Source organism: Mediterraneibacter massiliensis (assembly GCF_001487105.1).
Classification (GTDB): Bacteria; Bacillota; Clostridia; order Lachnospirales; family Lachnospiraceae; genus Mediterraneibacter; species Mediterraneibacter massiliensis.
The window spans coordinates 227962-251692 of the sequence record NZ_LN913001.1 but is presented as its reverse complement, the minus strand read 5'-3'; the positions used below and the strand labels follow the sequence as shown (position 1 = coordinate 251692).

Below are 23731 nucleotides of genomic sequence, written 5' to 3'. Positions count from 1 at the left end.
GCATATTCTATCGTCTCACCCAATTCTTCACCCTCCTTTAGATTCTCTTATGTATACCGGTGTTCAGCCTCCATATACAAATGGAAAGGTGCCGAAAAACCGGCACCCTTCCTACCTAAATCGTTAGCATGTGCGCAGACTATTCCACCACATTACATCCGTCAATGATATACAGCCAAGATGGTGCGGACTGTTCTTCCTGCTCATGATAATATTCGCCTTCTTTTACTTCATATTCTTCGCCATCCGGAGTCACGCCTTTAAGTGGACCTGCAAATACATGAAGTTCGCCTGATTCAATAGCAGCAGCCGCTTTATCGATTGCTTCCTGCGTGCCTTCTGCCGCGATCTTCTCATTTAACGGAGAAAGATAAACAGCACCGTCTTTATATCCTTTACACCAGTCTAACGGAATTTCTTTTCCATCGATCACTGCCTGTACTGCTTCTGTTACATAGATACCCCAGTCAATACGTGGAGAGATCAAAGAAGCATCCGGAGCTGCCTCGATCATATCATTGTTATATCCAACCTGCCATACGCCGTTTTCCTCTGCCGTTGTAGCCGGAGCCGTAGAGTCAGAATGCTGTGAGACAACGTCACATCCGCGCTCGATCAACGCTTTTGCCACCTGAGATTCTACAGTTGGGTCATTCCATGAGTTCGTATACATGATATCCATTGTCACATCCGGATTTACACTTTTTGCTCCAAGATAGAACGCTGTATATCCGCTGATCACCTCTGCAAACGGGAAAGCAGCAACATAGCCAAGTTTATTGCTTTCTGTCTTCATGCCTGCTGCGATTCCTGCCAGATAACGTCCTTCATAAATAGACGCAAAATAATTGTGGAAATTGTCCAGTCCTGCTTCTTTTGCCTGAAGGCCTGTTGCGTGGCAGAACTCTATATCTGGATATTCTGCTGCGACTTCTTTCACATAATCCTCATACCCAAAGCTTGTTGCGAAAATAATGTTGCATCCTGCGTCAACCAATTCGCGCAGAGCTGTATCACATTCTGCGCCTTCCGGTACATTGTATTTATTTACGATCTGCTCATCTGAAAGACCTAATTCCTTCTGCATTTCCTGTGTACCAAGATCGTGATTATACGTATATCCCATATCACTTGGATCAGAAATATGCACAAATCCTACTTTAATATCTTCCTTTGCGATCCCTTCTGATTTCTCTGTTTTTTTAGCATCATCAGAACCGCCTGACTCTGCTGCCGGTGCTCCGCAGCCTGCTAACATGCCGATAACCATGACTGCACTAAGGACTGCACTTAATACTTTCTTTTTCATATGCTCTTTTCCTCCTTTATAAATCTTTTCCATAGGGCTTCCCACAGAAAAAAAACAGCTATCCGAATGTTGTACTGCATTGTGGATAGCCTTATGTTTACGCCTAAAATTGTACACCCAAATATTCCAGAAGTCAATAGTCCAAGTTCACTGTGACAGTTCTTTCCAAGTTCACTGTGACAGTTCTGTCCCTTTCTTCTTTTCGCACAGAGCTAGAAAGCATAGGATCGTAGGTATCTGTACAATATAAGGAAAATATCTACCATCTCATAGAAAAGAACAGACAAGCTCCCAGGCCTTTGCCAATCGCCATACCTGCTATAAATAATGGGATGTATCTTACGATCTTCACCCGCCGTATAAAGACCGGAAATACATTCAATATTTCCGCCAGCGCCATCGCCCAACATCCCACAAAAATTCCGGCCATAAGCCCGAATACCGGAAGCAGCCATTTCATATACGGGATTTCTATCTGAAAAATCAAAAACAGGTTCCCAAGTATCCCGCCAAAAGCAACACTGTCCTCATACAGAAGTATTTTATCCGCCGTGTGCGTACGATCTGCAAAATCCGCGACGACTCCCAATTCTATGATAAAAGAAAAAAGCCCTCCGGCTACCACGATACCTGCGCTAAGACCGATGACCGCCAAAAGGATCTGACTGCCCCACATCCAATTCTTCCTCCTTTCTGGACGCATCTTCTATCAAGGTCGTCTGTATGTCATTTTCATAAAGACGCATCTGTATTTCCATCGGCGTCGGATCTACCATAAAACGTTTTCTGCCAATGTGGTTGAAAAATATCAGGATCCCTATCGTGATCCCGACGGAATATGACACTTCCAGAATCGTAAATCCATCTGTGGTTTTTCCGGTTGCCAGCTCGTAGATCTGCCCAAACAATTTTGATACATTCACATCATTATTAAACGCCATGATGGAAAATGCGGCGCCGCTAAATGTAATGAGTACTACCATGGCTGTCTTTGCGATATGCCAAAAAAAAGCCGGTGTTTTCTGCTCCTCATAGGTCACAATAATATCCTGCTCACCTAAATTTTGTATCTCCAGTCCGGGATATGCTTCATGGATACAGGCAATGATCTTTAATATAGAAATAACAAACCGCTGTCTGCCCTGTTTGCGGATCTTCAAAATCCGCAAAGCTTTCACTTTTGGAAGCCACGTTTTGTTGCTGCATTCAAAAGAAAGGATATCCCCTAATGTGACGTCCTGTTTGCTCACCTCTACATTTCTATCTCCTTTGATATAGAGAATCTGATCAGACGACATACTCCCACACCTCCGTCTCCCGGATCAGAACTCCTTCACTGCTGTTCTTTCGTTCTGCACTGTTATAATAATAGACTGCTCCCACCACGACCGCTGTCAATACAACAGCAAGCAGACATAACCAAACCTTTTTGTTTCCCTGTCCCATTTCGCCACCTATCCTTTCCTTTTCCCCGTCCTGTATCTGATACAGGATCTACAGGTAGTATCTGATATCTGTCCCGGATTATACATCCTCGCAGCGCATTTTTGTGGTACAGGATATATTTTTTGTTTCTCTTCATACATATTTTCTATTTTACTGTCTGCTCGATCTTCGCAAATGTTCCATGATCTTTTTCTCCATTCTGGACACCTGTACTTGTGAGATCCCCAATATTTTCCCAACCTCCGCCTGGGTCTTATCTGCGAAATACCGCAGATAGATTAGTTGTCTCTCTTGACTTTCAAGCGTTTCTAGCAGCTGTTTTAAAAGCATGGTATCTAGTATTTTTTCCTCTTTCTGTTCCTTTTCTTCCAGCTTGTCCAAAAGCCGTATTTCACTTCCTTCTTTCTGATAGACCGTTCGGTAAAGGGATTCCACCTCACAGCCTGCTTCCATCGCCTGCACGATCTCTTCTTTTTCCACCTGCATTTTATCCGCAAGTTCTTCCAAAGTAGGCTCTCTTCCAAGCTGAACTGTCAATTCTTCTCTCACCTGAAAGCTTTTATAGGACAGTTCCTTTAGAGAACGGCTTACTTTGATCATTCCATCATCTCTCAGGAATCTTTTAATTTCTCCCGAGATCATAGGCACGGCATAGGTAGAAAATTTTACATCGTAAGACAGATCGAACTTGTCGATAGCCTTTAAAAGTCCGATACTGCCTATCTGAAACAGATCTTCTGTCTCCGTACCTCTGCCATAAAATCGTTTCACCACACACCAGACCAGTCCGATATTTTCCTCTACCAGCCTTTCTCTCGCGTTCTTATCCCCATCGTGAGATTTTTTGATCAGAGCGATTGTGTGATCCATGACTCCCTTCCTTTTCCAATTGTTTTTTTCATTTTCACCCTTGTTCCTTTCCCGACTTCTGAAGCCACTTCTACACTGTCCATAAAAGCCTCCATAAAAGCAAATCCCATGCCGGAACGTTCGGCTTCCGACTTTGTCGTATACATAGGCTGCATAGCCTCTTCCACGTTTTCTATACCCCTGCCTTTATCCTCCACTGTGATACAAATCTGCTTTTCCTCTATCCTGCATACGATAGAGATTTTATGTATCTCATTCTCATACCCATGGATGATTGCATTTGTCACAGCTTCTGAAACAGCCGTTTTTACGTCTGCGACTTCCTCTACGGTAGGATTTAACTGCGTCATAAAAGACGCCACCGCCACACGGGCAAACCCTTCATTTGACGAACGGCTGTCAAAGATGATCTCCATTTCATTTGTGTTTTTCATATTTTTTCCTCCTCATATATCTGCATGATTTTTGTCATCCCTGATAATGTCAGTATCTTCTGGATCCTTTTATTGGCATGCACCGCCCAGATTTCTCCTCCGATCAGGCAGATCGTTTTATATCTTCCCATGATGATGCCGATTCCCGAACTATCCATAAAATCTGTATCTGCAAAGTCGAAAATGATATATTTAATATGATCCTTTTCTATAATTCTGTCCGCTTCTTTTTTCATAGACTCTGCATTGTGGTGATCTACCTCCTTGGGCAGATAAATCGTCAGGCAGTTTTCCTGCACTTGATACTTCATAATCCTACTCCTCCTATAAGCTGCATAAAAAAAGAAAGATATGCCTTGCTGCACATCCTTCTCTTTCGTACTTTTGTTACATGTATCTATTCTTCTGTATTTTGGTTTTCAGACGCCTGCTGACTGGAAATCGTATCCAGATTCGTCTGCGCCTGCGCCGCTTTCTCTGTATCCGGGAACAATTCGATCAGACGCTTCAGATAGATGATCGCATTGTCATTATCGCCGTTTCCCATATAAGCAAGCCCCAGATTCAAAAGCGCTCCCCCGTCATCATAGGATTCATTCATTTTTACGACTGCACTCAACTGTGTGACCGCATTCTCGTAATTAGCGACTTCCAGAGATTCATTTCCCGCGCTGTATTTGATATCGCACGCTGTCGGATATATATTTCCCGTCATTTCATCGAACCTCGCCTGGGCGCCTTCTCCTAAAACATCCCTGTTCACATTGATCAGCGTATCTGCGATCACATCCTCTGAATAACTGCCGGAATCATACTGTGAAGATGCTGCCAGCAGATTTTCATAGCTTTCCTTTGTCTGTTCAGCTGTCTGGACGTCCTTTTCTGCATTTTCTCCGGAGATCCTATAATTGTCTAATGTTTTCTGCAGCGCGCTCGCCTGAGATTCCAGCGAATGGATCTTCTCACTGTATTCCAGTATCTCCTTATTATGCGCAGCAGTTTTCGATTGATTTACTGCAGGTGCGACCAAAAACCACACGATCGCTGCTCCGATCGCCGCTCCTACTAATATGTTCATAACCGTAAAATGTCCTGCCAATTCCCTGACGGCTGAATTTTTGGGCTGTATGATCGTTTCATTTCCCAGATGATACTCGACTGCTTCTCCTTTTTTGCTTTTTTCTTTTTTTCTGCTCTTTTTGCCTTTCACTGTCATCAGCTCATGGATGTACCGCAGTGTCATCTCGTTCGTTGTATCCAGCTTCCGTGCTGTTTTCAGTATCTGCCTCGCCTTCGCATACTGCTCTGTATGCAGATAAAGCAGCGCAAGCAACTGATACGCCTTTAAAAAAGAAGGATGATCAAGGATCACCTTTTTAAGCTGGATCACTGCCAGATCCTCTCCGTTTTGCGCGCAATATGCCAGACACTGATTATATTTTTTCACCGCCTGGTTGATCGTCTCCAGCCTGCTGGCCGAATTTTGTACCTTATTGATAAAATAATTGGCTATATTATCATGGGGCTTTAAATTCTTGCTGATAATCCACTCTACCAGCCCTTCTGCTACTTCTCCCCTTCCATAATACACAAGACCTAAAAGATTGCGTGCCGCGATATTCCCCCTGTTATACTGCAGACTTCTGCGCAGAGAAACAACAGCGCCGGACATATCCCGTATCTGTGCTTTCTTGAGACCGTCATTATACCAGTAATTCGACTGATATATGATCTTCTTCGTATAATCCATTTATACTCACCATAATCTTTCTTTACTTCGTCTGATCCATCACTTCTCTTAAAAGGTCCGTCATGTCCGACAGATCCTCCTGGTAGACAGCCCCTTCAATATCTTCGACTTCCAGACTTGGCTTGAATTTCTTTAGTTCTTCTTCATAATCCAACATACACTTAGACCTCCTGCATCAACGCTTTTATCTCACCGGCCAGATAAAGTGAGCCCAGACAATAGACGGTATGTCCTTTGCGGTGTACTCTTAAATAAGAAATCGCTTCCTCGATCGTCTCCTTCATAATGACCGGCCTGTCCGTATATTTCCTAAAAATATCCCTTAGTACCTCCGGACGGACTGCCCGTGTGTTATTGATCGCTGTTACCATATAGAAATCAGACGGCACTTCTGCGCAGAGGATATGTATCATTTCTTCATACGCTTTCTCCTGTACGGCAGAAAACAAAATGATCTTCTTCTCTGTTTTGGGCACACTTGCCGCGAAACCTTCTACTGCGCTTGTGTTATGTGCCCCATCAATATAAAAGTCCGGAAAGATTTCCTCCATCCTGCCTGCACGGCGCAGCGCGGCAAGTGCCTTCCTCCACCTGTCAGGATGCCCTTCGGCGCCAAACAAAAAGCGCATAGCCTCCAACGCAAGCATAGCATTCTCCACCTGATAAATCCCGATATTTCCAAGATTCCATGTGGTATTTCCATAATACGCATTTGAACAGGAAAAAGCAATATATTTCCCTGTAATTGCAAGAATTTCGTACGCACTTTTCCCTATTTTTTTACATGGACAGCCCATTTTTTTCGCATGTTTTTCAATAACTATATTGCTTTCTGTCTTTCCTTCCGCAAAAAAGACCGGAACACCTGGTTTTATGATCCCCGCCTTTTCCGCCGCAATCTGTCCCAATGTATTCCCCAGATATTCCATATGATCCATGCCAATAGAAGTAAGCACTGTCAAAACTGGATGTTTTACTACATTCGTCGCATCTAGTCTGCCTCCAAGCCCTGTCTCTGTGACCGCATACTCGACGCCTGCTTTGGCAAAGGCAAGAGCCGCCATTCCAAACAAAAATTCGAAAAATGTCGGATGGGGCGCCCCTTTTTCTTCCATCTGTCTGACCGTTCTTAATACTTCTTCAAAAACTGCCGCAAATTCCTCATCTGTTATTTCGCAGCCGTTTATCACGATCCTCTCGTTCATCTTTATAAGATGTGGAGAGGTGAACAGACCCACTGTTTTTCCCTCGCTTAGAAGCATAGCGTTTACATAAGCACATACAGATCCTTTTCCGTTTGTCCCAGCCACATGGATCACTTTCATCTTTTCCTGTGGGTCACCCAGTTCCGCAAGAAATTGTTCTGTATGCAGCAGTGTATTTTTCTTTGTAAATTTCGGTATGTCTAAAATATACCCTATTGCTTCCTCATATGTCATTGTATCTATTCCGTTTCCTTATCTACAAACGCATTTCTTCCTGTCTCTACAGCATCCTCTGCTTTCGGAAGTTCTGTAAGTTTTCCATCCTGATATTTATATTCTGCCGATTCCCTGAAAATCGTATTGCTGGAGCCGACTTGATCTACTTTGATAATATCACCAGCTTCTAGTTCAGAGTCTTTTAGGTCAATTCTTGTATTATTCAGGAAAATACCGTCTTGCTTTTCATCATTGATATAAATCTTACTTTGTTTTGTAAAGTTCTCTCCATATATACTGTACGTTCCGTCCAGCTGCTCCACGATCTCTGTGATCGACGCATCTTTGACGCCCATTACCATATGCCCTTCTGTGATCGGACAGCCGCTGTCTTCATATACATATTGTTCTCCGTAAAGCAAGTCATACTGCAAAAGTTCCAGATCTGCCAAATAATTTTTCGTCTGTCGTCTCTCCTGATGGTAATTAAACACAGTGCCGGAATGGATATCCAGACGTTCGAACACCTCTGCCATGATCTGATATGCCGCCAGATTCATGTCTTGCTTCTCCAGCCCGATGTTATCCCAAATGACATAATTTGTATTGTACAGATATTTGCCTTTTAAATCTTTTGCCTCCAGTCCCATAGTCGGCAGATGATCTCCATAGAAGACCACTACAGTAGGCTCATCTCGTTCTTCTATTGCCTGAATGAGTTCGCCCGCAAACGCATCCATCTCATACACCATATTTACATAGTACTCCCAAGCATTGCGTTCGCCTTCATCTTCCACACCGCTGACGACGATCTCCGGATCCTCGATCTTTTTCTCTGTCGGATATTCTCCATGTCCCTGCACACTGATCGTAAAGACAAAATCCTGCCCCTCTGTCGTATCCATGGACTCCATGATATTGGGCACAAGAATATCGTCTGTCGCCCATCCGTTTGGAGTCGTCTGCAGTATATTCATAAATTCCTTGCTCGTAAAATGATCAAATCCCATATGGTTGAACACCTGCGCGCGACTGTAGAAATTACCGCCGTTATTATGCAGCGCCTCCGCCCCATATCCGAGATCTGTCAGAGCCGTGGCAGCACTCTCCAATGTCTTTGTCTTTGCGTACGTCTTATATGGATATTCTCCCGGTCCAAAGAAACGCATGCTCATTCCTGTGAGTACTTCAAATTCTGTATTTGCTGTTCCAGCTCCCACCGACGGCGCTTTAAAATATCCGCTGGAATATTCACTAAACATTTTTCTTAAATTGGGGATAGGATCTTCTGAAAACTGCAGCCACTCTACTTCTGTGGGATCAAAGAAAGATTCCAGCTGCACAAACAAAATATTCGGCAGTTGTTCCTCACTTCTGCCAGTCTCACTCTTTGTAATCTCTCCATGCTCACTGATCTTTTGCATGTTTTCTTCACTATAACCGGAGGGTTTTGAAATACCCGTGTTAAAAATACTTGCCGTGAAGCAATAAGGAAATCCATAATCCTCATAGGCAAAAGCAATATTGCCAAAATAATTAGAAACCACTCTTTTGTCGATCGCGAGATTCGTCAGAAGCACATAGGCGCCAAGCCAAAATACAACGCCTACTAGAGCTAATAGACGATGCATCTTCCCCGTATACTGGCCGCCTCTCCTCCACATGGAAATAATCCAGAGCACGACCGCCCCAATCCCCACGATCAAAAGAATCAGCTCAAATGTATTAAAATAATTTCCCGTCAATGACAGTGCGTCGGACAGTACTTTAAGATCCTGTGCATTAAACGGCGTCACTCTTTTTAAAAGCAAATATCCATTGCAGGTCCCCAGAAACAGCCAGAATACACTTAAAAGTATCCGGGCAAACAGACGCCTTCTGACCAGATATACAATAGAAAAGGTAGCAAATATCAGAAACGCATTGAAAAAGAATACCTTCGGTGAACCCGTGAAGTATTCCCACGCCTCAAAAAACGAGTGCCTGGATATAACTTCGATAAAAAAGTTCAAAATACATGCCAGCACATAGTGGAGCGGCAGGGAAAATCTATCCATCATTTTATAAACCGGCTGCATTTTCTTTGCGAATTTACCGTTTCTGCGTTCCTCCAGTATTTTCTGCCGCCGTTCTCTGCGTTCTTTCCAGTGCCTTTTTATATCTTCTTTTTTCAGACTTTTGATTTTTTCAAAAAATCCTTTCACATCCGGCTTCTTGATTTGAATGCGTTTCATGTATGACCTCTTTTCTCTACTTCTTTAATCCTGCCATTCTCTCCTGTACCTGGGTAAGCATCTGTGTGTATTTTTCCAGTTTCTTACGCTCTTCTTCTACCTTCGCCTGAGGCGCCTTGTTTACAAATTTTTCATTTGAAAGCATGCCTTGGGCTCTTTTAATTTCTTTTTTCAGCTTTTCTTCTTCTTTTTCCAGACGTTCTCTCTCCTGCTCAAAGTCCACCAGATCTTCCAATGGTAAATACGTGACTGCGTCCGGCACAACGACCGAAACGGCATCGTCAGAAAGAGCCGGTTTTTCTCCTGCTATAAATATCTCCGCTGCGTTCATAAGCGGTTTTACCGCATCTGTAAGGGATCCAAAGCCTTCTTGCAGCTTCGCATCTTCTGTGACAATATATACTTTTGTCTTTCTGCTGTTCTCTACGTTCATCTCCGCGCGGATATTTCTGATCCCCCGCACGATCTCCTTCATATGCCCGACAACACGCTCTGCTTCTCTGTAAACTCTCTCCTCTGTATAAACCGGCCAAGAAGACATCATCAGAGATTCTTCTTCCGGCACGAGTGCCTCATAGATCTCCTCTGTCACAAACGGCATGAACGGATGCAGCATCTTCAGCGCCTGTCCCAGGACCGTCTTCAGTGTCCAAAGTGCCGCGTTCGCAGCTTCCGGATCTTCTTCTTTATGATAGATGCGGAACTTCGCCATCTCGATATACCAGTCGCAGAATTCATCCCAGATGAAATCATAGACTTTCTGTACTGCGATCCCCAACTCAAATTTATCCATATTCTCTGTCACGTCTTTTGCCAGGGTATTGACAGAGGACAATATCCATTTATCTGCCAGCGTAAGAGCAGACTCCTCTGGTTTTTTCAGATTTTCATTTTCTATATTCATCAAGATAAACCGAGATGCATTCCATACTTTATTCGCAAAGTTTCTGCTCGCCTCTACTCTCTCTGTATAGAAACGCATATCGTTTCCGGGCGCATTCCCCGTAACCAATGTCAGACGCAGTGCGTCAGCGCCGTATTGATCGATGATTTCCAGCGGATCGATTCCATTGCCAAGGGATTTACTCATCTTTCTCCCCTGGGAATCTCTGACAAGTCCATGGATCAGTACCGTGTGGAACGGAGATTTTCCAGTATGAGCATACCCTGAAAATACCATACGGATCACCCAGAAAAAGATAATGTCATAACCAGTCACCAGCACATCTGTCGGATAGAAATAATCCAGATCCTCTGTTTTATCCGGCCAGCCAAGAGTAGAAAACGGCCATAACGCGGAAGAAAACCATGTATCCAGCGTGTCTTCATCCTGTGTAAAGTGTGTACATCCACAATGCGGACATTTCTCCGGCATTTCTCTTGCCACTACAAATTCTCCGCAGTCATCACAATAATATGCCGGGATTCTGTGTCCCCACCAGATTTGTCTGGAAATACACCAATCTTTGATATTTTCCAACCAATGCAGATAGATTTTGTCAAAACGTTCCGGAACAAATTTCAACTCCCCGTTCTTCAATGCGTCTATCGCAGGTTTTGCCAATTCGTCCATCTTTACAAACCACTGCTGTTTGATAAGTGGTTCCACGGTTGTGCCACAGCGGTCATGTGTCCCTACATTATGAGAATGAGGTTCGATCTTTACAAGATACCCCTGCTCTTTTAGATCCTTTACAATCGCTTTTCGCGCTTCATAACGTTCCATGCCGGCATATTTCCCGCCCTTTTCATTGATCGTGGCGTCATCATTCATAATGTTGATCTCTTCCAGACCGTGGCGCTTGCCGACTTCAAAATCATTCGGGTCATGAGCCGGTGTGATCTTCACAGCTCCTGTTCCGAACTCTTTATCTACATAGTAGTCTGCCACGATCGGTATCTCTTTATTTACAAGCGGCAGCAGAACTTTCTTTCCTACTATATCTTTATATCTCTCGTCATCCGGGTGTACCGCGATCGCTGTATCACCTAGCATCGTTTCCGGTCGGGTGGTAGCGATCTCCAGGAAACGTTCTGTCCCTACGATCGGATATTTAATATGCCAGAAGTGGCCTTCCTGCTCCTCATGCTCTACTTCTGCATCCGAAAGAGAAGTCTTGCATTTCGGACACCAGTTAATAATTCTGGAGCCTTTATAAATATATCCTTTTTCATACAGACTGATAAATACCTCTTCTACCGCCTTAGAGCAGCCTTCGTCCATTGTAAAACGTTCTCTGTCCCAATCGCAGGAGATTCCCAGCTTCTTCAGCTGATTCTCGATCGTCCCCGCATATTCTTCTTTCCACTGCCAGGTCCTCTCTAAAAAACCTTCCCTGCCTAGTTCTTTCTTATCGATCCCTTCTTCTTTTAACTGGTTCGTCACCTTTACTTCTGTAGAGATTGCCGCATGGTCTGTTCCCGGTATCCAGAGTGCATTATACCCTTCCATCCTTTTGTATCTGATCAAAATGTCCTGCAGTGTGTTGTCCAACGCATGCCCCATATGAAGTTTACCTGTAATATTCGGGGGCGGCATTACAGTTGTAAACGGTTTTCTGCTCCTGTCTGCCTCTGCATGAAAGTATTTATTCTCACACCATCTTTCATACAGCTTTTCCTCAATCTCTTTTGGGTTATAAGTTTTTGCCAATTCTCTGCTCATGACTTCCTCCTTATGATCCTCTCATTCCTTCACATAAATTTCACATTTAAAAATAAGAAAAGCCCTTTACATATCGTAAAGGGCGAAAAGTTCCGCGGTACCACCTTAATTCATATGAATCTCCTTTGTACATCCATACTCTCTTAGTCCTGTAACGCAGACTGTCACGTGATTTCCTACTGTTTCTTCTATATGTTATACTGCTATATAGATTTTCATGTTGCTGCATAGTTCTTTTCAGAAATCCAGTTCAGAAGCTACTTTCCGCTATCCTTTTTTCCAAAACTGCCTTCCAGCCTCCGGGCAGTTCTCTCTGTCTGGAAGTAATACCGTACTCCTCTTCCTCAATACCTTTATATTTTAACAAATTGTTAAATAATAATTAACTAATGCCTATCATATCTTTCCGGGGCTGATTTGTCAAGATTTTTAGATAATCTTTAGAATTTCGAATCTTTAAAATTTCCCCAAAATCAGTTTTCCATATTTTTCATTTTATTGATCATATCTACAATATCATACCCGTAATTTTCTCCGGTTGCCCATCCTGCTCCTTCCGGATTTTCTTTCTGCCCAAGCCATTCCACATAAGGCGCCGAGCCCTTCTTTACATATTCATACCGATCGTCTACACATGCCTGTGCCAGTGCGTCTGCCGTAGCGTACGCTTTCAAATGCTGTATCTGAGCGCGTATTCCTGTCCTTACATCCGGATAGGAGTTCCCCGGCACACCGCCCCCCGTTGTCCCGATCCCCGCAAAATTAAACTGTTCTATAGAAGCGTCTCCTCCATACTGAAGCCATCCTGTCTCCTTCATGGTCTGTACAAATGCCACCTCCGGACGCACGCCTTCTGCAGAAGCTTCCTCATAATACATCTGACAAAAAGCTTCTATACTTTGTGCTCCCCCTTTGCCAAGCGCCTCTGCCGGATATTCTTCGCCTGACTGCTCAAAAAAGGACACCATCTGCTTTACCGTGACCGTACTCTCTCCCATGATCGGATATTGCCCGTCTGCGATCACCTCTTCGGCTGTCTCCTTCTTCTCTTTCTGCTCTTTTCCCGCTCCTTCTTCGTCTTCTGCTCCCTGTCCGTTCTCTTCTTTTGCTTCAATACTAGCGGACTTTCCTTGCGCATCCTTTGTAAAAACTCCGCGCGCTCCTGCCAGACCAAGTGTCAGGACCAACAGCAAGGCAAGTCCTGCTTCCAGCCAGAATTTCAGTTTTTCCCTATTCTTTTCGTCCATATATCTCTTACACCCCACCGGTATACAAACTCACTGCTGCCGTTACTTTTCAAATCATCTCAGAGTTTTTTATTATATACTATATTCCAAAGACAATCCAGCCATGCAAGAAAGAAATATACCTTATCTGGCAAACCTCGCCTGCCTGGCCGCTTAAGTTTATGTTTCTGTTTAAAAAAATCCACTTCGCGCTGCTACTGAATTCCAAACAGAAGTATTTATTTCTTTCCGTGGGTATGGAGGAAGATACAGACAGCGTCATCTGACGCCTGTGCTAATAAAAATAATCCGGCAACTGGATAAAACAGCATAATCTGTACAGAACAGATTATCAGACTGTGTTTAAGAAAAACATAAAACTCTTTCTATAGATGCACATCTAAAGAGATACTCTTACTTTACTGCAACAAAAGAGGCGCAGACCGGATTTGAACCGGTGAATCAGGGTGTTGCAGACCCACGCCTTACCGCTTGGCTACTGCGCCTTGAATAGATTGTTTATACTGCATATACTATTCATACAGCTTTTAAATTATACCGCAATTTTTGCTTTTCGTCAAATTTCTGACTTTGTTTTCTATAATTTTTTCTATCATAAAAAGTGGTTCGGTCATGTGTCTTCTTTGTACATAACTGAACCACTTCCCTACTTCTCTATCGTCTTTCTTCACGGGAGTTTGACACATCATTTTTATAACTTTCCTTAGAAACCCTTTATTTAAGCCATTTAAGGCTTATTTTTTTGTCAAATTTTATGATTTTATACGTGCTATTTTGTACTATTTGTGGTATAATAAAGAAAAAGGGTTGGAGGAATTATCAGATGTACGTTTCTATTACCGGAAATAAAGGAAATCAAGATGTTTATATCAAACAATCTTATCGAAAAGATAACGGAAAAACCTCTTCTCGTATTTATAAAAAACTGGGAAAATATAATGCTCTTTTAGAACACTTTTCAGGCAATGAACAAGATTTAATGGACTGGGCAAAAAAGGAAGCCGAAAAAGAAACTCTTGCTTATAATCAACAAAAAGAAAAAGTCTCTCTATCCTTATCGCCACTTGCTCGCATTCCTCTCGATGAAGAACGCGTATTTAATATCGGATATTTATTTTTACAGAAGATATGCAGCGAACTAAGAATGCATAACATTTGCAGAAACATACGTAATCACCATAAGTTTGCCTATGATTTCCACGCAATCCTCACAGATTTGATTTATGCAAGAATACTGGCTCCTTCCAGTAAACTCAGCAGTTATAAGTACTGTCATTCTTTATTAGAACCTCCAAAGTATTCCCTCCAGGATCTTTATCGTGCTTTATCCGTTCTTGCTGAGGAGTCTGACTTTATTCAGGAGGAATTGTACAAGAATTCTAACTTTGTCCATCCACGTAATTCTAAGATTTTATATTATGATTGCACGAACTATTATTTCGAAATTGAAGCGGAAGATGGCATGAAAAAATACGGAAAAAGTAAAGAGCATCGTCCAAATCCAATCGTAACCATGGGGCTTTTTATGGATGCAGATGGTATTCCTTTGGCATTTGATATATTTCCTGGAAATCAAAACGAGCAGCTTACACTAAAACCAATCGAACAGAAAGTAATCAAAGATTTTAATTGCAGTGAATTTATCTTTTGTTCAGATGCTGGTTTAGCCGGAAAAAAGAATCGTTTTCTGAACAGTTTTGGTAACCGTTCTTATGTAATCACTTATTCTTTGAAAAAAATGAAAAAAGAAGAACGTGATTTCGCACTCCTGCCAACTCAATTTAAGGTTCCGGGTTCCAACAAACTAATCGACCTGCGGACGCTTGATGAATCAGATCCAGAGGTATACAACACTATTTATTATAAAGAATATCCCCTTGTAACAGGCGATATGGATGAAACAGTCATTATTACCTATTCTCCTAAATATAAAGCTTATCAAAGTAAGATTCGTAATGCTCAGATCGATCGAGCAAAAAAAAGGATACTGTCTTCTGATAAAAACAGAAAAGGAAAGGGGCCAAATGATCCGACTCGTTTCATCCAAAAAACAGCGATTACAGACGATGGCGAAATAGCTCAAAAAAATATTTATCAATTAGATGAATCTAAGATCCTAGAAGAATCTATGTATGATGGTTTTTATGCAGTTATTACAAATCTCGAGGGAGATGTCAGGGAAATCATTCATATCAACAAACAACGATGGGAAATAGAAGAAAACTTCAGAATCATGAAGTCAGAATTCGAGGCAAGGCCTGTGTTTGTCAGACGTGAGGATCGTATCAAAGCACATTTCCTGACTTGTTTCATCAGCTTATTGGTTTATCGATTATTAGAAAAGAAACTTGGCGAACAGTTTACCTGTAATCAGATTTTAGAGACATTAAGAAATATGAATGTTACACTTTTATCCAAAGACATTGGTTACATTCCATCTTATAAACGGACAAAGTTAACAGACAATCTACATAACTCTTTTGGATTCCGTACGGATTACGAATTCATGCGTAAATCTACAATGAGGACAATTATAAAAGAAACAAAAGCGAAAAAATAGTATAAACAGAAAAATAGCACATATCGATGCAAACAAGGAAACGGCTACACCCACATGTTTACTGGGTTTGTAGCCGCTTTTTCATTTTTTAACTGTCAAAGATGGGATTATACCGCAATTTTTGCTTTTCGTCAAATTTCTGACTTTGTTTTCTATAATTTTTTCTATCATAAAAAGTGGTTCGGTCATGTGTCTTCTTTGTACATAACTGAACCACTTCCCTACTTCTCTATCGTCTTTCTTCACTCCACTCTAAGATCGTCCCCGTATTTGCATCAATCTCGAATTCATACTCTCTTTGCTCGTGGATAATATCTCCTTCGTATTTGTACTTTCCATCGTCATAATCCAGTTCAATCCGAACATCTGCTTCTGTTGCTCCAGACACACGTTCTAAAGCAATCTGGATTGCCTGTTCCTGGCTTATATCCACATTGGCAGAATAACTGCCGGATGCCTGCCCTGCATTGCCGCCGTTTCCTGCATTTCCGTTCTCTCCAGATCCACCGGCATTATCTGTCTGTCCAGACTGACCTTCGCTTCCCGCCTGGTCTGACGTTCCTTCGGCTGAACCACCTTCTTTATTATACGGTATCGTTTGTATCGTTTCCGTATCCACGCTCACAATGTCCCCATCTCTTGCATCGATCTCATAATCGTATTCCTTTCCATTTACATCAAACTGTATCTCATATATTTTTCTTCCGTCATCTCTGTCTGTTGATACTCTTAATCTGGTCGTATCTTCCTCCTTGACGCCGGCATCTGCCAACGCAACATCCAGCGCCTCTTCTTTTCCAATATCTCTGCCGCCTCCCAAGCCACATCCTGTAAGCATTCCTAAAATTGTTATCGAAACCATAGCTGCTGCCATATATTTTTTTATCATATTGCATTTCTCCTTTTCTTTTTTCTGCTTTTTCTTTATCTTGATAGCAGTATACCCCGGAAAGATTAAAAAAAGATTAAATTGCACTGCTATATTTACAATATTTTTTGCTTTTACTCTATCTTTATTAAATTTTTTATAGCTAAGACCAAAAAACATTTCTAATTATCTTATAAAAATATCTATAAAGGCATCACAGGCAAAAGAAAGCTTTCTGATTCAAGCAGGAAAACAAAAGATGAAGCTGCTTCCTTTATCCTTTTCACTCTTGACTTCTATTCGTCCGCCGTGTGCCTGCACGATCCACTTTACCATAGACAGACCCAGACCAGAATGGCTGCTGTCTGTCCGGGATACATCCGCCCGGTAGAACCGTTCCCATATATGAGGCAGAGCTTCCGCAGCTATTCCGATCCCGTTATCCTCTACAGTTCCGATGATCTCTCCACCTCTCTCTTTCAAAGATACTTTTACCCATCCCTTTTCTTTGCTGTAATACACCGCATTTGAAAGTAAATTCACCAGCAGGCGAATGTAGAAACTTTCATCTGCTTCCATATAGATATGCGGAGCAATATCCGTATAAAAGGTTATATCTTTCCCTTTTTCCTGTGCCAGCATCTGCTGTTCTTCTACTGTCATCTCCGTGAGTTCACTGATATTGATCCTTTCTTTCTGAATCGTTTGTCTGCCTTCATCTATACGAGACAACAAGAGAAGATTCGAGATCATTCCTGCCATCTGGCGTGCTTTTCTCTCTATCAGCTGTATCTGTTCTCTCTGTTTCCCGGACATTTCTTCATCTGCCAGACAGGTCTCACATTGTGCCAGAATGACGCTGACAGGAGTACGCAGCTCATGAGAGACATCAGACGTGAACTGCTTTTCTCTTTGGAATACCTCCTCCAACTGTCCAAGCATCTGGTCAAACGTATATGCCAAAGAATAAATCTCATCTCTGCAGCAAGTCTGTTCTTCCGTCAATTCTACTCTTCTGGACAAATCCGCATCCGCCTGTATTCCCTGTACGGTTTCTGTAATCTTCTTGACCGGAAGCAGCGTCCGCCTTGTAAATCGATACCCTATGAATGCTTCCACTATGACCAGAACCGGTAAGATGATAAAGGCAAGCCGCATTGTGATACGAAAGCTTTCTTCCGCGTCACTGACCGAAGTGACACCTCTGATCATAATTTCTGTTTCTTCTTCCAGACGGTAAGACAAGTCATATACATACCATTCCTTATCTTTTTGTCGTATTTTACGCACTTCTCCGTCAGAAAATTCGGGCTGCCCATCAAAACCATACGGAATTTTACCAAACAAGAAATAACCGTCCCTTTTATATACGGAAAGATAGATTCCATTTTCTGCCGAATAAAGATCCGAATCTGCTTCCAGTATTCCATCTTCCAATTCAATATCTTCCACGCTTTCCTGTACCCGTCTCTCTAACTGATTCTGCGCAGAAGTAAGGACCTCTCTGCTGCTTATGGAAATCAAGATTCCTAAAGCAGTACAGGTCACCAGAATGGTGAAAAATGTATATACAATGGTCAGTTTTACTTTCAATGACAGTCTCTTCATTCTTTCTCCTTCAATGTATAACCCGCGCCGTGCACCGTGTGGATCAGCTTTTTTTCAAATCCTTCATCTATCTTTTTGCGCAGATACCGGATATATACGTCTATCACATTGGAACTGCCTGCATAATCATAATTCCAAAGATGCTGTTCTAACTTTTCTCTGGACAGGACAATCCCTTTATTCTGAATCATATATCTTAACAAGGAAAACTCTTTGCCCGATAAAGGGATTTCCTTTCCGTCTCTTAGAACCTGGTGGGTATCGACATGTACTTCCAATCCTCCGACTCTGTAGCAGGAGCCTTCTGACTTTTCCGGTCTGCGCAGCAGTACACGGATCCTGGCCAGTAGTTCTTCAAACGCAAACGGTTTCACCAAATAGTCATTGGCTCCGGCATCCAGACCTTTCACCCTATCTTCTATACTATCCTTTGCGGTAAGCAAAAGTACCGGCACACTTTTATTTTTCTTTCGCAATTGCTTCAAGACAGACAGGCCGTCTTTCTTTGGCATCATAATATCCAGTATAAGCGCGTCATATTCCGCCCCCGCAATATAATCCAGCGCTTCCTCCCCATCAAAACAAGCATCTACGCTGTAATGCTCTTCTTTTAAACGGGAAGCCAGGAGCTGGTTTAAATCTCTCTCATCCTCTGCTATCAATATCCGCATCTGTATCACCTCTTTTTCCAGTATACTCTAGTTTCTCTTTACCTGACAAGTATGCCTTCGCACACCAGTTTCAACACGCTTATTCTAGCCTCTTTAGATTAAAATAAGATGAAAAAATATACTTGAGATAAGAATTTTTCTATGGTATTCTTAGTATCGTTACTTTTTGACAAAACAAATATAAATCTTTACCGTCAGAAACGGTCACACCTAGATCAGACATTCCAGGCAGGAGGATTTGCTGTATGCATACAAATGAATTTATTACAAAACCGGTACGTCAGGTATTTCTCTATTATTTGTTCCCATCCATCTGCGGAACCATGGTAACCTCTATCTATGTGCTGGCAGACACGATTATCATAGGACAACGACTGGGAGCGGTCGGACTTGCCGCTTTGAATATCGCGCTCCCAGTTTACAATATTTTCTTCGGCATGGGATTGCTCTGCGGTGTGGGCGGTTCTGTTCTGATGTCTATTTCCCGTGGGAAAGGCAAAAAAGAAGAAGGAGACGCCTTTTTTAGCACTGCTTTGCTCTTTACATTTATCCTGTGGATCCTCTCCCTGGTCTTCTGTTCTATTTTTATGGAAGACATCGCCTGGCTGCTTGGCGCTACAGAAGAGACGTTTCCCTATATCATGGACTACATCCCTTATATTATATGGGGAATGGGGGTATTCTTTTTTTCTTCCTTCCTGCAGACATTTGTGCGCAACGACGGCGCTCCAAAACTCGCCATGAACGCAGTCATCTCCGGCGGGATCACCAATATACTTTTAGACTATCTCTTTGTCTTTCCGCTTGACATGGGAATGAAGGGCGCAGCTCTTGCCACAGTCATCGGATCTTCTCTGACTGTACTCATACTGTGCACCCATTTTTTCTCAAGAAAAAATCAACTGAAATTTACACCGCGGGCTTTTTCTCTTGTTTTTCTTGGAAAAGTGCTCGCCAATGGTTTCACCAGTTTTGTCATCGAGATTGCCTCCGGTTTTACCATCTTTATTTTCAACTGGCAGCTCCTGCATTATCTGGGAAATACAGGCGTCAGTGTATATGGGATTATCAGTAACACAGCCATCGTCGTCACCTGTCTGTATAAAGGCGTAGAGCAGGCGGCACAGCCGATTCTGTCCAGCAATCACGGAGCAGGGCTTACCGACCGGATCTTAAAGATCCAGTCTCTCTCCATATGGACTTCCCTGCTCGTCTGTATGCTGCCTCTCCTTCCCGGGCTTCTCGCTCCCAATCTGTTTACCTATATTTTCTTAAGCCCCACAGAAGAAATCCTTGCCCTGGCGGCGCCTGCCATACGGATCTATTTCATCGGTTTTCTCTTTTTAGGTGTCAATATGGTCTTTATCTGTTATTTCCAGTCTGTGGCAAAGGCTGCACATTCTCTTGCCCTGTGCCTGCTGCGAGGATGTATCCTAGTCGTCGCCTTTGTTTATCTGCTCCCGCTTATATGTGGAAGCAATGGCATCTGGATCGCTTTTCCGGCAGCGGAATTCCTGACCATGCTTGTAGGGATCCGGTTGTACAGAAAAGATATACTTACACTTCCATAGGGCTTGACAGCGATTGGGAGGCAAGCCTAAGATAAGTGTATATCTCATCAAAATATCTGAATCAGGAGGTCAGCAACATGTATCAGAAGACTGCCGAAGAACTTCTTAAATTTTTATCTAAAAGCCCTACCAGTTTTCATGCTGTTTTTACAATGAAGGAAATGCTCTTTCAGGAAGGATACCAAGAATTAAAAGAGACACAAAAATGGGATTTGAAAAAGGGCGGACGCTATCTCGTCACAAGAAATGAATCTTCCCTGATCGCCTTTTCCATTCCAGAAAGAGAAATAGACGGCTATCGCATCATGACAAGCCACAGTGATTCTCCTTCTTTTAAAATAAAGGAAAATCCAGAGATTCTCACAGAAGACAGATATGTAAAATTAAATGTAGAACGCTATGGGGGCATGCTCTGTGCTCCCTGGTTTGACCGTCCACTTTCTGTGGCAGGCAGAGTGGTCGTCAAAAAAAACGGCGTATTTCTCTCCCGCCTCGTCAATATAGACAGAGACCTGGTCCTGATTCCTAACCTTGCCATTCACATGGACCGTACGGCCAATGACGGCTACAAATATAATATACAAAAAGATCTCCTCCCTCTCTATGGCACAGTCACTGCAAAAGGCACGTTTTTTCAACAGATCGCCGATGCCGCCGGTGTCACCCCAGCTGAAATCTTGGGACACGACCTTTTCTTATATAATCGACAGGAAGGAACGATCTGGGGCGCAGACAATGAATTTATCTCTGCCGGACGCTTAGACGATCTGCAGTGCGCCTTTGCTTCTCTTAAAGGATTTCTACAGGGGAAAAAAGAAAACTCCCTCGCTGTCCACTGTGTACTGGACAACGAGGAAGTAGGAAGTCAGACGAAACAAGGCGCGGCTTCTACCTTTCTCTATGACACCCTAACCCGGATCAATAGTTCTCTTGGGTTTACCCGGGAAGACTACCTTATACAGCTTGCTAAGAGTTTTATGATCTCCGCTGACAATGCACATGCCGTGCATCCAAATCATATGGATAAGGCAGACCCGACAAACCGCCCTTATTTAAATGAAGGCATTGTCATCAAATATAATGCGAACCAAAAATACTGTACAGACGGAATCTCCTCTGCCATGTTTAAAGATATCTGCCGGGAAGCCGACGTTCCTGTACAGACTTTTGTCAACCGTTCCGACATGGCAGGAGGTTCCACACTGGGCAATATTTCCAATACCCAGGTAGCGTTAAATACCGTGGACATCGGACTGCCGCAGCTTGCCATGCATTCCCCGTACGAAACATCCGGTATAAAAGATACCGCTTACCTGATCAAAGCGGCAGCGGTATTCTTTCACTAGGCTGTATATACTTCCATATTTTTGCTTCTATTGCTGCATCTCGTTATGCAGCAATTTGTGTTCTTTCCCTTTCAAAATTCCTTCATACACGGTTGCTACGATCGGATTTTCATTAGACAATTTGATCTGCGCCGTACTGTCGATCTTATACATGCCTTCCATTCTCGCCTTCTTCGTCCTCGGTCCGATCGGCACGGGCTGTCCGCCTCCAGCGATACAGCCTCTCTTGCATGCCATGACTTCTACAAAGTCATACTGCACTTCACCGGCTTTCATCTTATCCAGAACTTCTGAAGCACACTGCAGGCCATTCACGACCGCTATATGCACCTCTCTGCCGCCCAACTGCACTGTCGCTTCTTTGATACCCTCCGCCCCGCGGACTCCGGTAAAGCTGATTGCTTCTAAGTCTTCCGCACGGTTGCTGTTCACCAGACGTCTTAACACAGCTTCTGTCACACCGCCGGTCACTCCAAAGATCGCGCCTGCGCCGGACGCAAGCCCGAACGGCATATCCAATGCCTCTGGTTTCACCTGTGCGAGATCGATCCCTGCTGCCTGTATCATTCTCGTAATTTCCGTAGTCGTCAGTACATAATCTACATTCTGTACACCGTCTGTAAAGTGTTCCGGTCTGGTGATCTCTGCTTTTTTCGCTGTACAAGGCATGATGGATACCACCATGGTCTTTCTTGGATCCTGCTCTGCTTTCATCTTGGCTTCTTCCTTGAGCAAAGCGCCGAACATCTCCTGCGGAGAACGGCAGGAAGAAATATTTTTCCTAAATTCAGGATATTTCTTCTCGCAGAATTTTACCCATGCAGGACAGCAAGAGGTAAACAACGGCAGATTATCGCCGGATTCCAGGCGTTCTACTAATTCCTTCGATTCCTCCATGACCGTCAGATCGGCGCCAAAATTCGTGTCATACACCTCGTCAAATCCGATCCTGCGCAGAGCGGCAACAAGACGCCCCAATGTATTTTCACCTTTTTTGATTCCAAATTTATCTCCGACTGCCACACGCACTGCCGGCGCGATCTGTGCCACGACACGTATATTTTTATCTGCCAGTATCTTCCACACCGGTTCTACATCTTGTTTGATACTGATCGCTCCCGTCGGACAGACCGCACGACACTGGCCGCAGCCTACACAGTCCGTCTCAGACAGATTCTTATTAAACGCTGGTGTTACCTGCATCTTAGAACCACGAAATGCAAAATCTAAAATTCCCAGTCCCTGGATTTCTTCACAGGTCCTCACACAGTCTCCGCATAAAATACATTTATTCGGATCACGGATGACACATGCCGAGGACGTATCTTTGGGAAGCTGTTTTTTATTATTTTCAAACCGTACATCCATGATCCCCAACTGTCTGGACAGCTTCTGCAAAGTACAGACTCCGTTTTTCGCACAAGTCGTACAATCCCGGCAGTGAGAGGCAAGCAGCAGCTCAATGATCATTTTTCTATGATGCTGCAGCCTCGGTGTATTCGTATAGATCACCATTCCATCCCGCGGCGTTTCTGAACAGGACGCGAATATTTTCCCTCTGTCATCCTCCACCACACACATACGGCAAGCGCCATACGTAGAAAGTTCTGAATGATAGCAAAAAGTCGGAAGGTCGATGCCTGATTTCCGGATAACGGAGAGAACATTTTTTTCATTCGTAAATTCTACTCTTCTATTATTGATCATCATATAACTCATGTCCGTGTCCTC

20 protein-coding genes, 1 tRNA gene, 1 pseudogene and 1 other annotated feature are annotated in these 23731 nt (G+C 43.1%); of the genes and pseudogenes, 4 read left to right on the top strand and 18 right to left on the bottom strand.

Going from position 1 to position 23731, the window contains the following annotated elements:
• Positions 1 to 130 precede the first annotated feature (130 nt).
• Positions 131 to 295: a cbb3-type cytochrome c oxidase N-terminal domain-containing protein gene (locus BN3282_RS15605; protein WP_408606317.1), complete on the top strand. Its 165-nt coding sequence runs from the start codon at positions 131 to 133 to the stop codon at positions 293 to 295.
• A gap of 21 nt (positions 296 to 316) precedes the next feature.
• On the opposite strand, the pseudogene BN3282_RS05425 reads toward BN3282_RS15605, so the two are convergent.
• The 14 genes and pseudogenes from BN3282_RS05425 to BN3282_RS05370 all read right to left on the bottom strand — a co-directional run.
• Positions 317 to 1258: pseudogene (locus BN3282_RS05425) on the bottom strand (BMP family ABC transporter substrate-binding protein); the annotation flags it as partial.
• A gap of 310 nt (positions 1259 to 1568) precedes the next feature.
• Positions 1569 to 1985 carry a stage V sporulation protein AB gene (locus BN3282_RS05420; RefSeq protein ID WP_059067271.1) on the bottom strand — a complete coding sequence of 139 codons (417 nt, stop codon included), beginning with the start codon at positions 1983 to 1985 and terminating at the stop codon, positions 1569 to 1571.
• A complete protein-coding gene (locus tag BN3282_RS05415) occupies positions 1945 to 2607 on the bottom strand; it encodes a stage V sporulation protein AA (protein WP_059067270.1) in 663 nt (220 codons plus the stop codon). The genes BN3282_RS05420 and BN3282_RS05415 overlap by 41 nt, the downstream gene beginning before the upstream one ends.
• Positions 2597 to 2755, bottom strand: coding sequence for a hypothetical protein (locus tag BN3282_RS14995; RefSeq protein ID WP_162858218.1), 159 nt, complete (start codon positions 2753 to 2755; stop codon positions 2597 to 2599). The genes BN3282_RS05415 and BN3282_RS14995 overlap by 11 nt, the downstream gene beginning before the upstream one ends.
• A gap of 150 nt (positions 2756 to 2905) precedes the next feature.
• The gene (gene sigF, locus BN3282_RS05410) at positions 2906 to 3625 is read right to left on the bottom strand and encodes an RNA polymerase sporulation sigma factor SigF (RefSeq protein ID WP_059067268.1); all 720 of its coding nucleotides are present in this window, start codon (positions 3623 to 3625) and stop codon (positions 2906 to 2908) included.
• On the bottom strand, positions 3604 to 4059 hold the full coding sequence (spoIIAB, locus tag BN3282_RS05405) for an anti-sigma F factor (protein ID WP_059067266.1): 456 nt from the start codon (positions 4057 to 4059) through the stop codon (positions 3604 to 3606). Before spoIIAB ends, sigF begins: the two co-directional genes overlap by 22 nt.
• On the bottom strand, positions 4056 to 4370 hold the full coding sequence (locus tag BN3282_RS05400; RefSeq protein WP_059067264.1) for an STAS domain-containing protein: 315 nt from the start codon (positions 4368 to 4370) through the stop codon (positions 4056 to 4058). Before BN3282_RS05400 ends, spoIIAB begins: the two co-directional genes overlap by 4 nt.
• A gap of 86 nt (positions 4371 to 4456) precedes the next feature.
• Positions 4457 to 5809, bottom strand: a complete 1353-nt coding sequence (locus tag BN3282_RS05395) for a tetratricopeptide repeat protein (RefSeq protein ID WP_059067262.1) — start codon at positions 5807 to 5809, stop codon at positions 4457 to 4459.
• Positions 5810 to 5831: 22 nt separating this feature from the next.
• Positions 5832 to 5966, bottom strand: coding sequence for a hypothetical protein (locus BN3282_RS15405; RefSeq protein WP_267303972.1), 135 nt, complete (start codon positions 5964 to 5966; stop codon positions 5832 to 5834).
• Between the two features lie 4 nt (positions 5967 to 5970).
• Entirely contained in the window at positions 5971 to 7248 is a 1278-nt protein-coding gene (locus BN3282_RS05390; RefSeq protein ID WP_059067260.1) for a bifunctional folylpolyglutamate synthase/dihydrofolate synthase, read from the bottom strand.
• 5 nt (positions 7249 to 7253) lie between these two features.
• Complete coding sequence (locus tag BN3282_RS05385) at positions 7254 to 9464, bottom strand: LTA synthase family protein (RefSeq protein ID WP_059067258.1); 2211 nt, start codon at positions 9462 to 9464, stop codon at positions 7254 to 7256.
• A 16-nt stretch (positions 9465 to 9480) separates the two neighbouring features.
• Positions 9481 to 12129, bottom strand: coding sequence for a valine--tRNA ligase (locus tag BN3282_RS05380; RefSeq protein ID WP_059067256.1), 2649 nt, complete (start codon positions 12127 to 12129; stop codon positions 9481 to 9483).
• A 75-nt stretch (positions 12130 to 12204) separates the two neighbouring features.
• Positions 12205 to 12486, bottom strand: a binding site (T-box leader).
• 116 nt (positions 12487 to 12602) lie between these two features.
• Positions 12603 to 13376: a glucosaminidase domain-containing protein gene (locus tag BN3282_RS05375; RefSeq protein ID WP_059067254.1), complete on the bottom strand. Its 774-nt coding sequence runs from the start codon at positions 13374 to 13376 to the stop codon at positions 12603 to 12605.
• A gap of 413 nt (positions 13377 to 13789) precedes the next feature.
• Positions 13790 to 13861: transfer RNA gene (locus BN3282_RS05370), tRNA-Cys, on the bottom strand.
• 338 nt (positions 13862 to 14199) lie between these two features.
• Here BN3282_RS05370 and BN3282_RS05365 point away from each other — a divergent pair.
• The gene (locus BN3282_RS05365) at positions 14200 to 15936 is read left to right on the top strand and encodes an IS1634 family transposase (RefSeq protein WP_059067253.1); all 1737 of its coding nucleotides are present in this window, start codon (positions 14200 to 14202) and stop codon (positions 15934 to 15936) included.
• 229 nt (positions 15937 to 16165) lie between these two features.
• Here the strand turns inward: BN3282_RS05365 and BN3282_RS05360 are convergent, their stop codons facing one another.
• From BN3282_RS05360 to BN3282_RS05350, 3 genes are all read right to left on the bottom strand, one after another.
• Positions 16166 to 16825, bottom strand: coding sequence for a PepSY domain-containing protein (locus BN3282_RS05360; protein WP_059070293.1), 660 nt, complete (start codon positions 16823 to 16825; stop codon positions 16166 to 16168).
• A 219-nt stretch (positions 16826 to 17044) separates the two neighbouring features.
• On the bottom strand, positions 17045 to 18412 hold the full coding sequence (locus BN3282_RS05355) for a sensor histidine kinase (protein WP_059067251.1): 1368 nt from the start codon (positions 18410 to 18412) through the stop codon (positions 17045 to 17047).
• The gene (locus tag BN3282_RS05350) at positions 18409 to 19083 is read right to left on the bottom strand and encodes a response regulator transcription factor (protein WP_059067249.1); all 675 of its coding nucleotides are present in this window, start codon (positions 19081 to 19083) and stop codon (positions 18409 to 18411) included. Before BN3282_RS05350 ends, BN3282_RS05355 begins: the two co-directional genes overlap by 4 nt.
• A 245-nt stretch (positions 19084 to 19328) precedes the next feature.
• On the opposite strand from BN3282_RS05350, the gene BN3282_RS05345 reads away from it, so the two are divergent.
• Positions 19329 to 20654 carry an MATE family efflux transporter gene (locus BN3282_RS05345; RefSeq protein WP_059067247.1) on the top strand — a complete coding sequence of 442 codons (1326 nt, stop codon included), beginning with the start codon at positions 19329 to 19331 and terminating at the stop codon, positions 20652 to 20654.
• 77 nt (positions 20655 to 20731) lie between these two features.
• Positions 20732 to 22000, top strand: a complete 1269-nt coding sequence (locus tag BN3282_RS05340; RefSeq protein ID WP_059067244.1) for a M18 family aminopeptidase — start codon at positions 20732 to 20734, stop codon at positions 21998 to 22000.
• A gap of 27 nt (positions 22001 to 22027) precedes the next feature.
• Here the strand turns inward: BN3282_RS05340 and BN3282_RS05335 are convergent, their stop codons facing one another.
• The gene (locus BN3282_RS05335; RefSeq protein WP_059067242.1) at positions 22028 to 23719 is read right to left on the bottom strand and encodes a [FeFe] hydrogenase, group A; all 1692 of its coding nucleotides are present in this window, start codon (positions 23717 to 23719) and stop codon (positions 22028 to 22030) included.
• Positions 23720 to 23731 lie beyond the last annotated feature (12 nt).

What these genes read in the sequence shown, in the direction of transcription:
- BN3282_RS05420 (WP_059067271.1), bottom strand. Translation starts at nt 1,985, where the DNA reads ATGTGGGGCAGTCAGATCCTTTTGGCGGTCATCGGTCTTAGCGCAGGT.
- BN3282_RS05415 (WP_059067270.1), bottom strand. Translation starts at nt 2,607, where the DNA reads ATGTCGTCTGATCAGATTCTCTATATCAAAGGAGATAGAAATGTAGAG.
- BN3282_RS14995 (WP_162858218.1), bottom strand. Translation starts at nt 2,755, where the DNA reads ATGGGACAGGGAAACAAAAAGGTTTGGTTATGTCTGCTTGCTGTTGTA.
- sigF (WP_059067268.1), bottom strand. Translation starts at nt 3,625, where the DNA reads ATGGATCACACAATCGCTCTGATCAAAAAATCTCACGATGGGGATAAG.
- spoIIAB (WP_059067266.1), bottom strand. Translation starts at nt 4,059, where the DNA reads ATGAAAAACACAAATGAAATGGAGATCATCTTTGACAGCCGTTCGTCA.
- BN3282_RS05400 (WP_059067264.1), bottom strand. Translation starts at nt 4,370, where the DNA reads ATGAAGTATCAAGTGCAGGAAAACTGCCTGACGATTTATCTGCCCAAG.
- BN3282_RS05395 (WP_059067262.1), bottom strand. Translation starts at nt 5,809, where the DNA reads ATGGATTATACGAAGAAGATCATATATCAGTCGAATTACTGGTATAAT.
- BN3282_RS15405 (WP_267303972.1), bottom strand. Translation starts at nt 5,966, where the DNA reads ATGTTGGATTATGAAGAAGAACTAAAGAAATTCAAGCCAAGTCTGGAA.
- BN3282_RS05390 (WP_059067260.1), bottom strand. Translation starts at nt 7,248, where the DNA reads ATGACATATGAGGAAGCAATAGGGTATATTTTAGACATACCGAAATTT.
- BN3282_RS05385 (WP_059067258.1), bottom strand. Translation starts at nt 9,464, where the DNA reads ATGAAACGCATTCAAATCAAGAAGCCGGATGTGAAAGGATTTTTTGAA.
- BN3282_RS05380 (WP_059067256.1), bottom strand. Translation starts at nt 12,129, where the DNA reads ATGAGCAGAGAATTGGCAAAAACTTATAACCCAAAAGAGATTGAGGAA.
- BN3282_RS05375 (WP_059067254.1), bottom strand. Translation starts at nt 13,376, where the DNA reads ATGGACGAAAAGAATAGGGAAAAACTGAAATTCTGGCTGGAAGCAGGA.
- BN3282_RS05365 (WP_059067253.1), top strand. Translation starts at nt 14,200, where the DNA reads ATGTACGTTTCTATTACCGGAAATAAAGGAAATCAAGATGTTTATATC.
- BN3282_RS05360 (WP_059070293.1), bottom strand. Translation starts at nt 16,825, where the DNA reads ATGATAAAAAAATATATGGCAGCAGCTATGGTTTCGATAACAATTTTA.
- BN3282_RS05355 (WP_059067251.1), bottom strand. Translation starts at nt 18,412, where the DNA reads ATGAAGAGACTGTCATTGAAAGTAAAACTGACCATTGTATATACATTT.
- BN3282_RS05350 (WP_059067249.1), bottom strand. Translation starts at nt 19,083, where the DNA reads ATGCGGATATTGATAGCAGAGGATGAGAGAGATTTAAACCAGCTCCTG.
- BN3282_RS05345 (WP_059067247.1), top strand. Translation starts at nt 19,329, where the DNA reads ATGCATACAAATGAATTTATTACAAAACCGGTACGTCAGGTATTTCTC.
- BN3282_RS05340 (WP_059067244.1), top strand. Translation starts at nt 20,732, where the DNA reads ATGTATCAGAAGACTGCCGAAGAACTTCTTAAATTTTTATCTAAAAGC.
- BN3282_RS05335 (WP_059067242.1), bottom strand. Translation starts at nt 23,719, where the DNA reads ATGAGTTATATGATGATCAATAATAGAAGAGTAGAATTTACGAATGAA.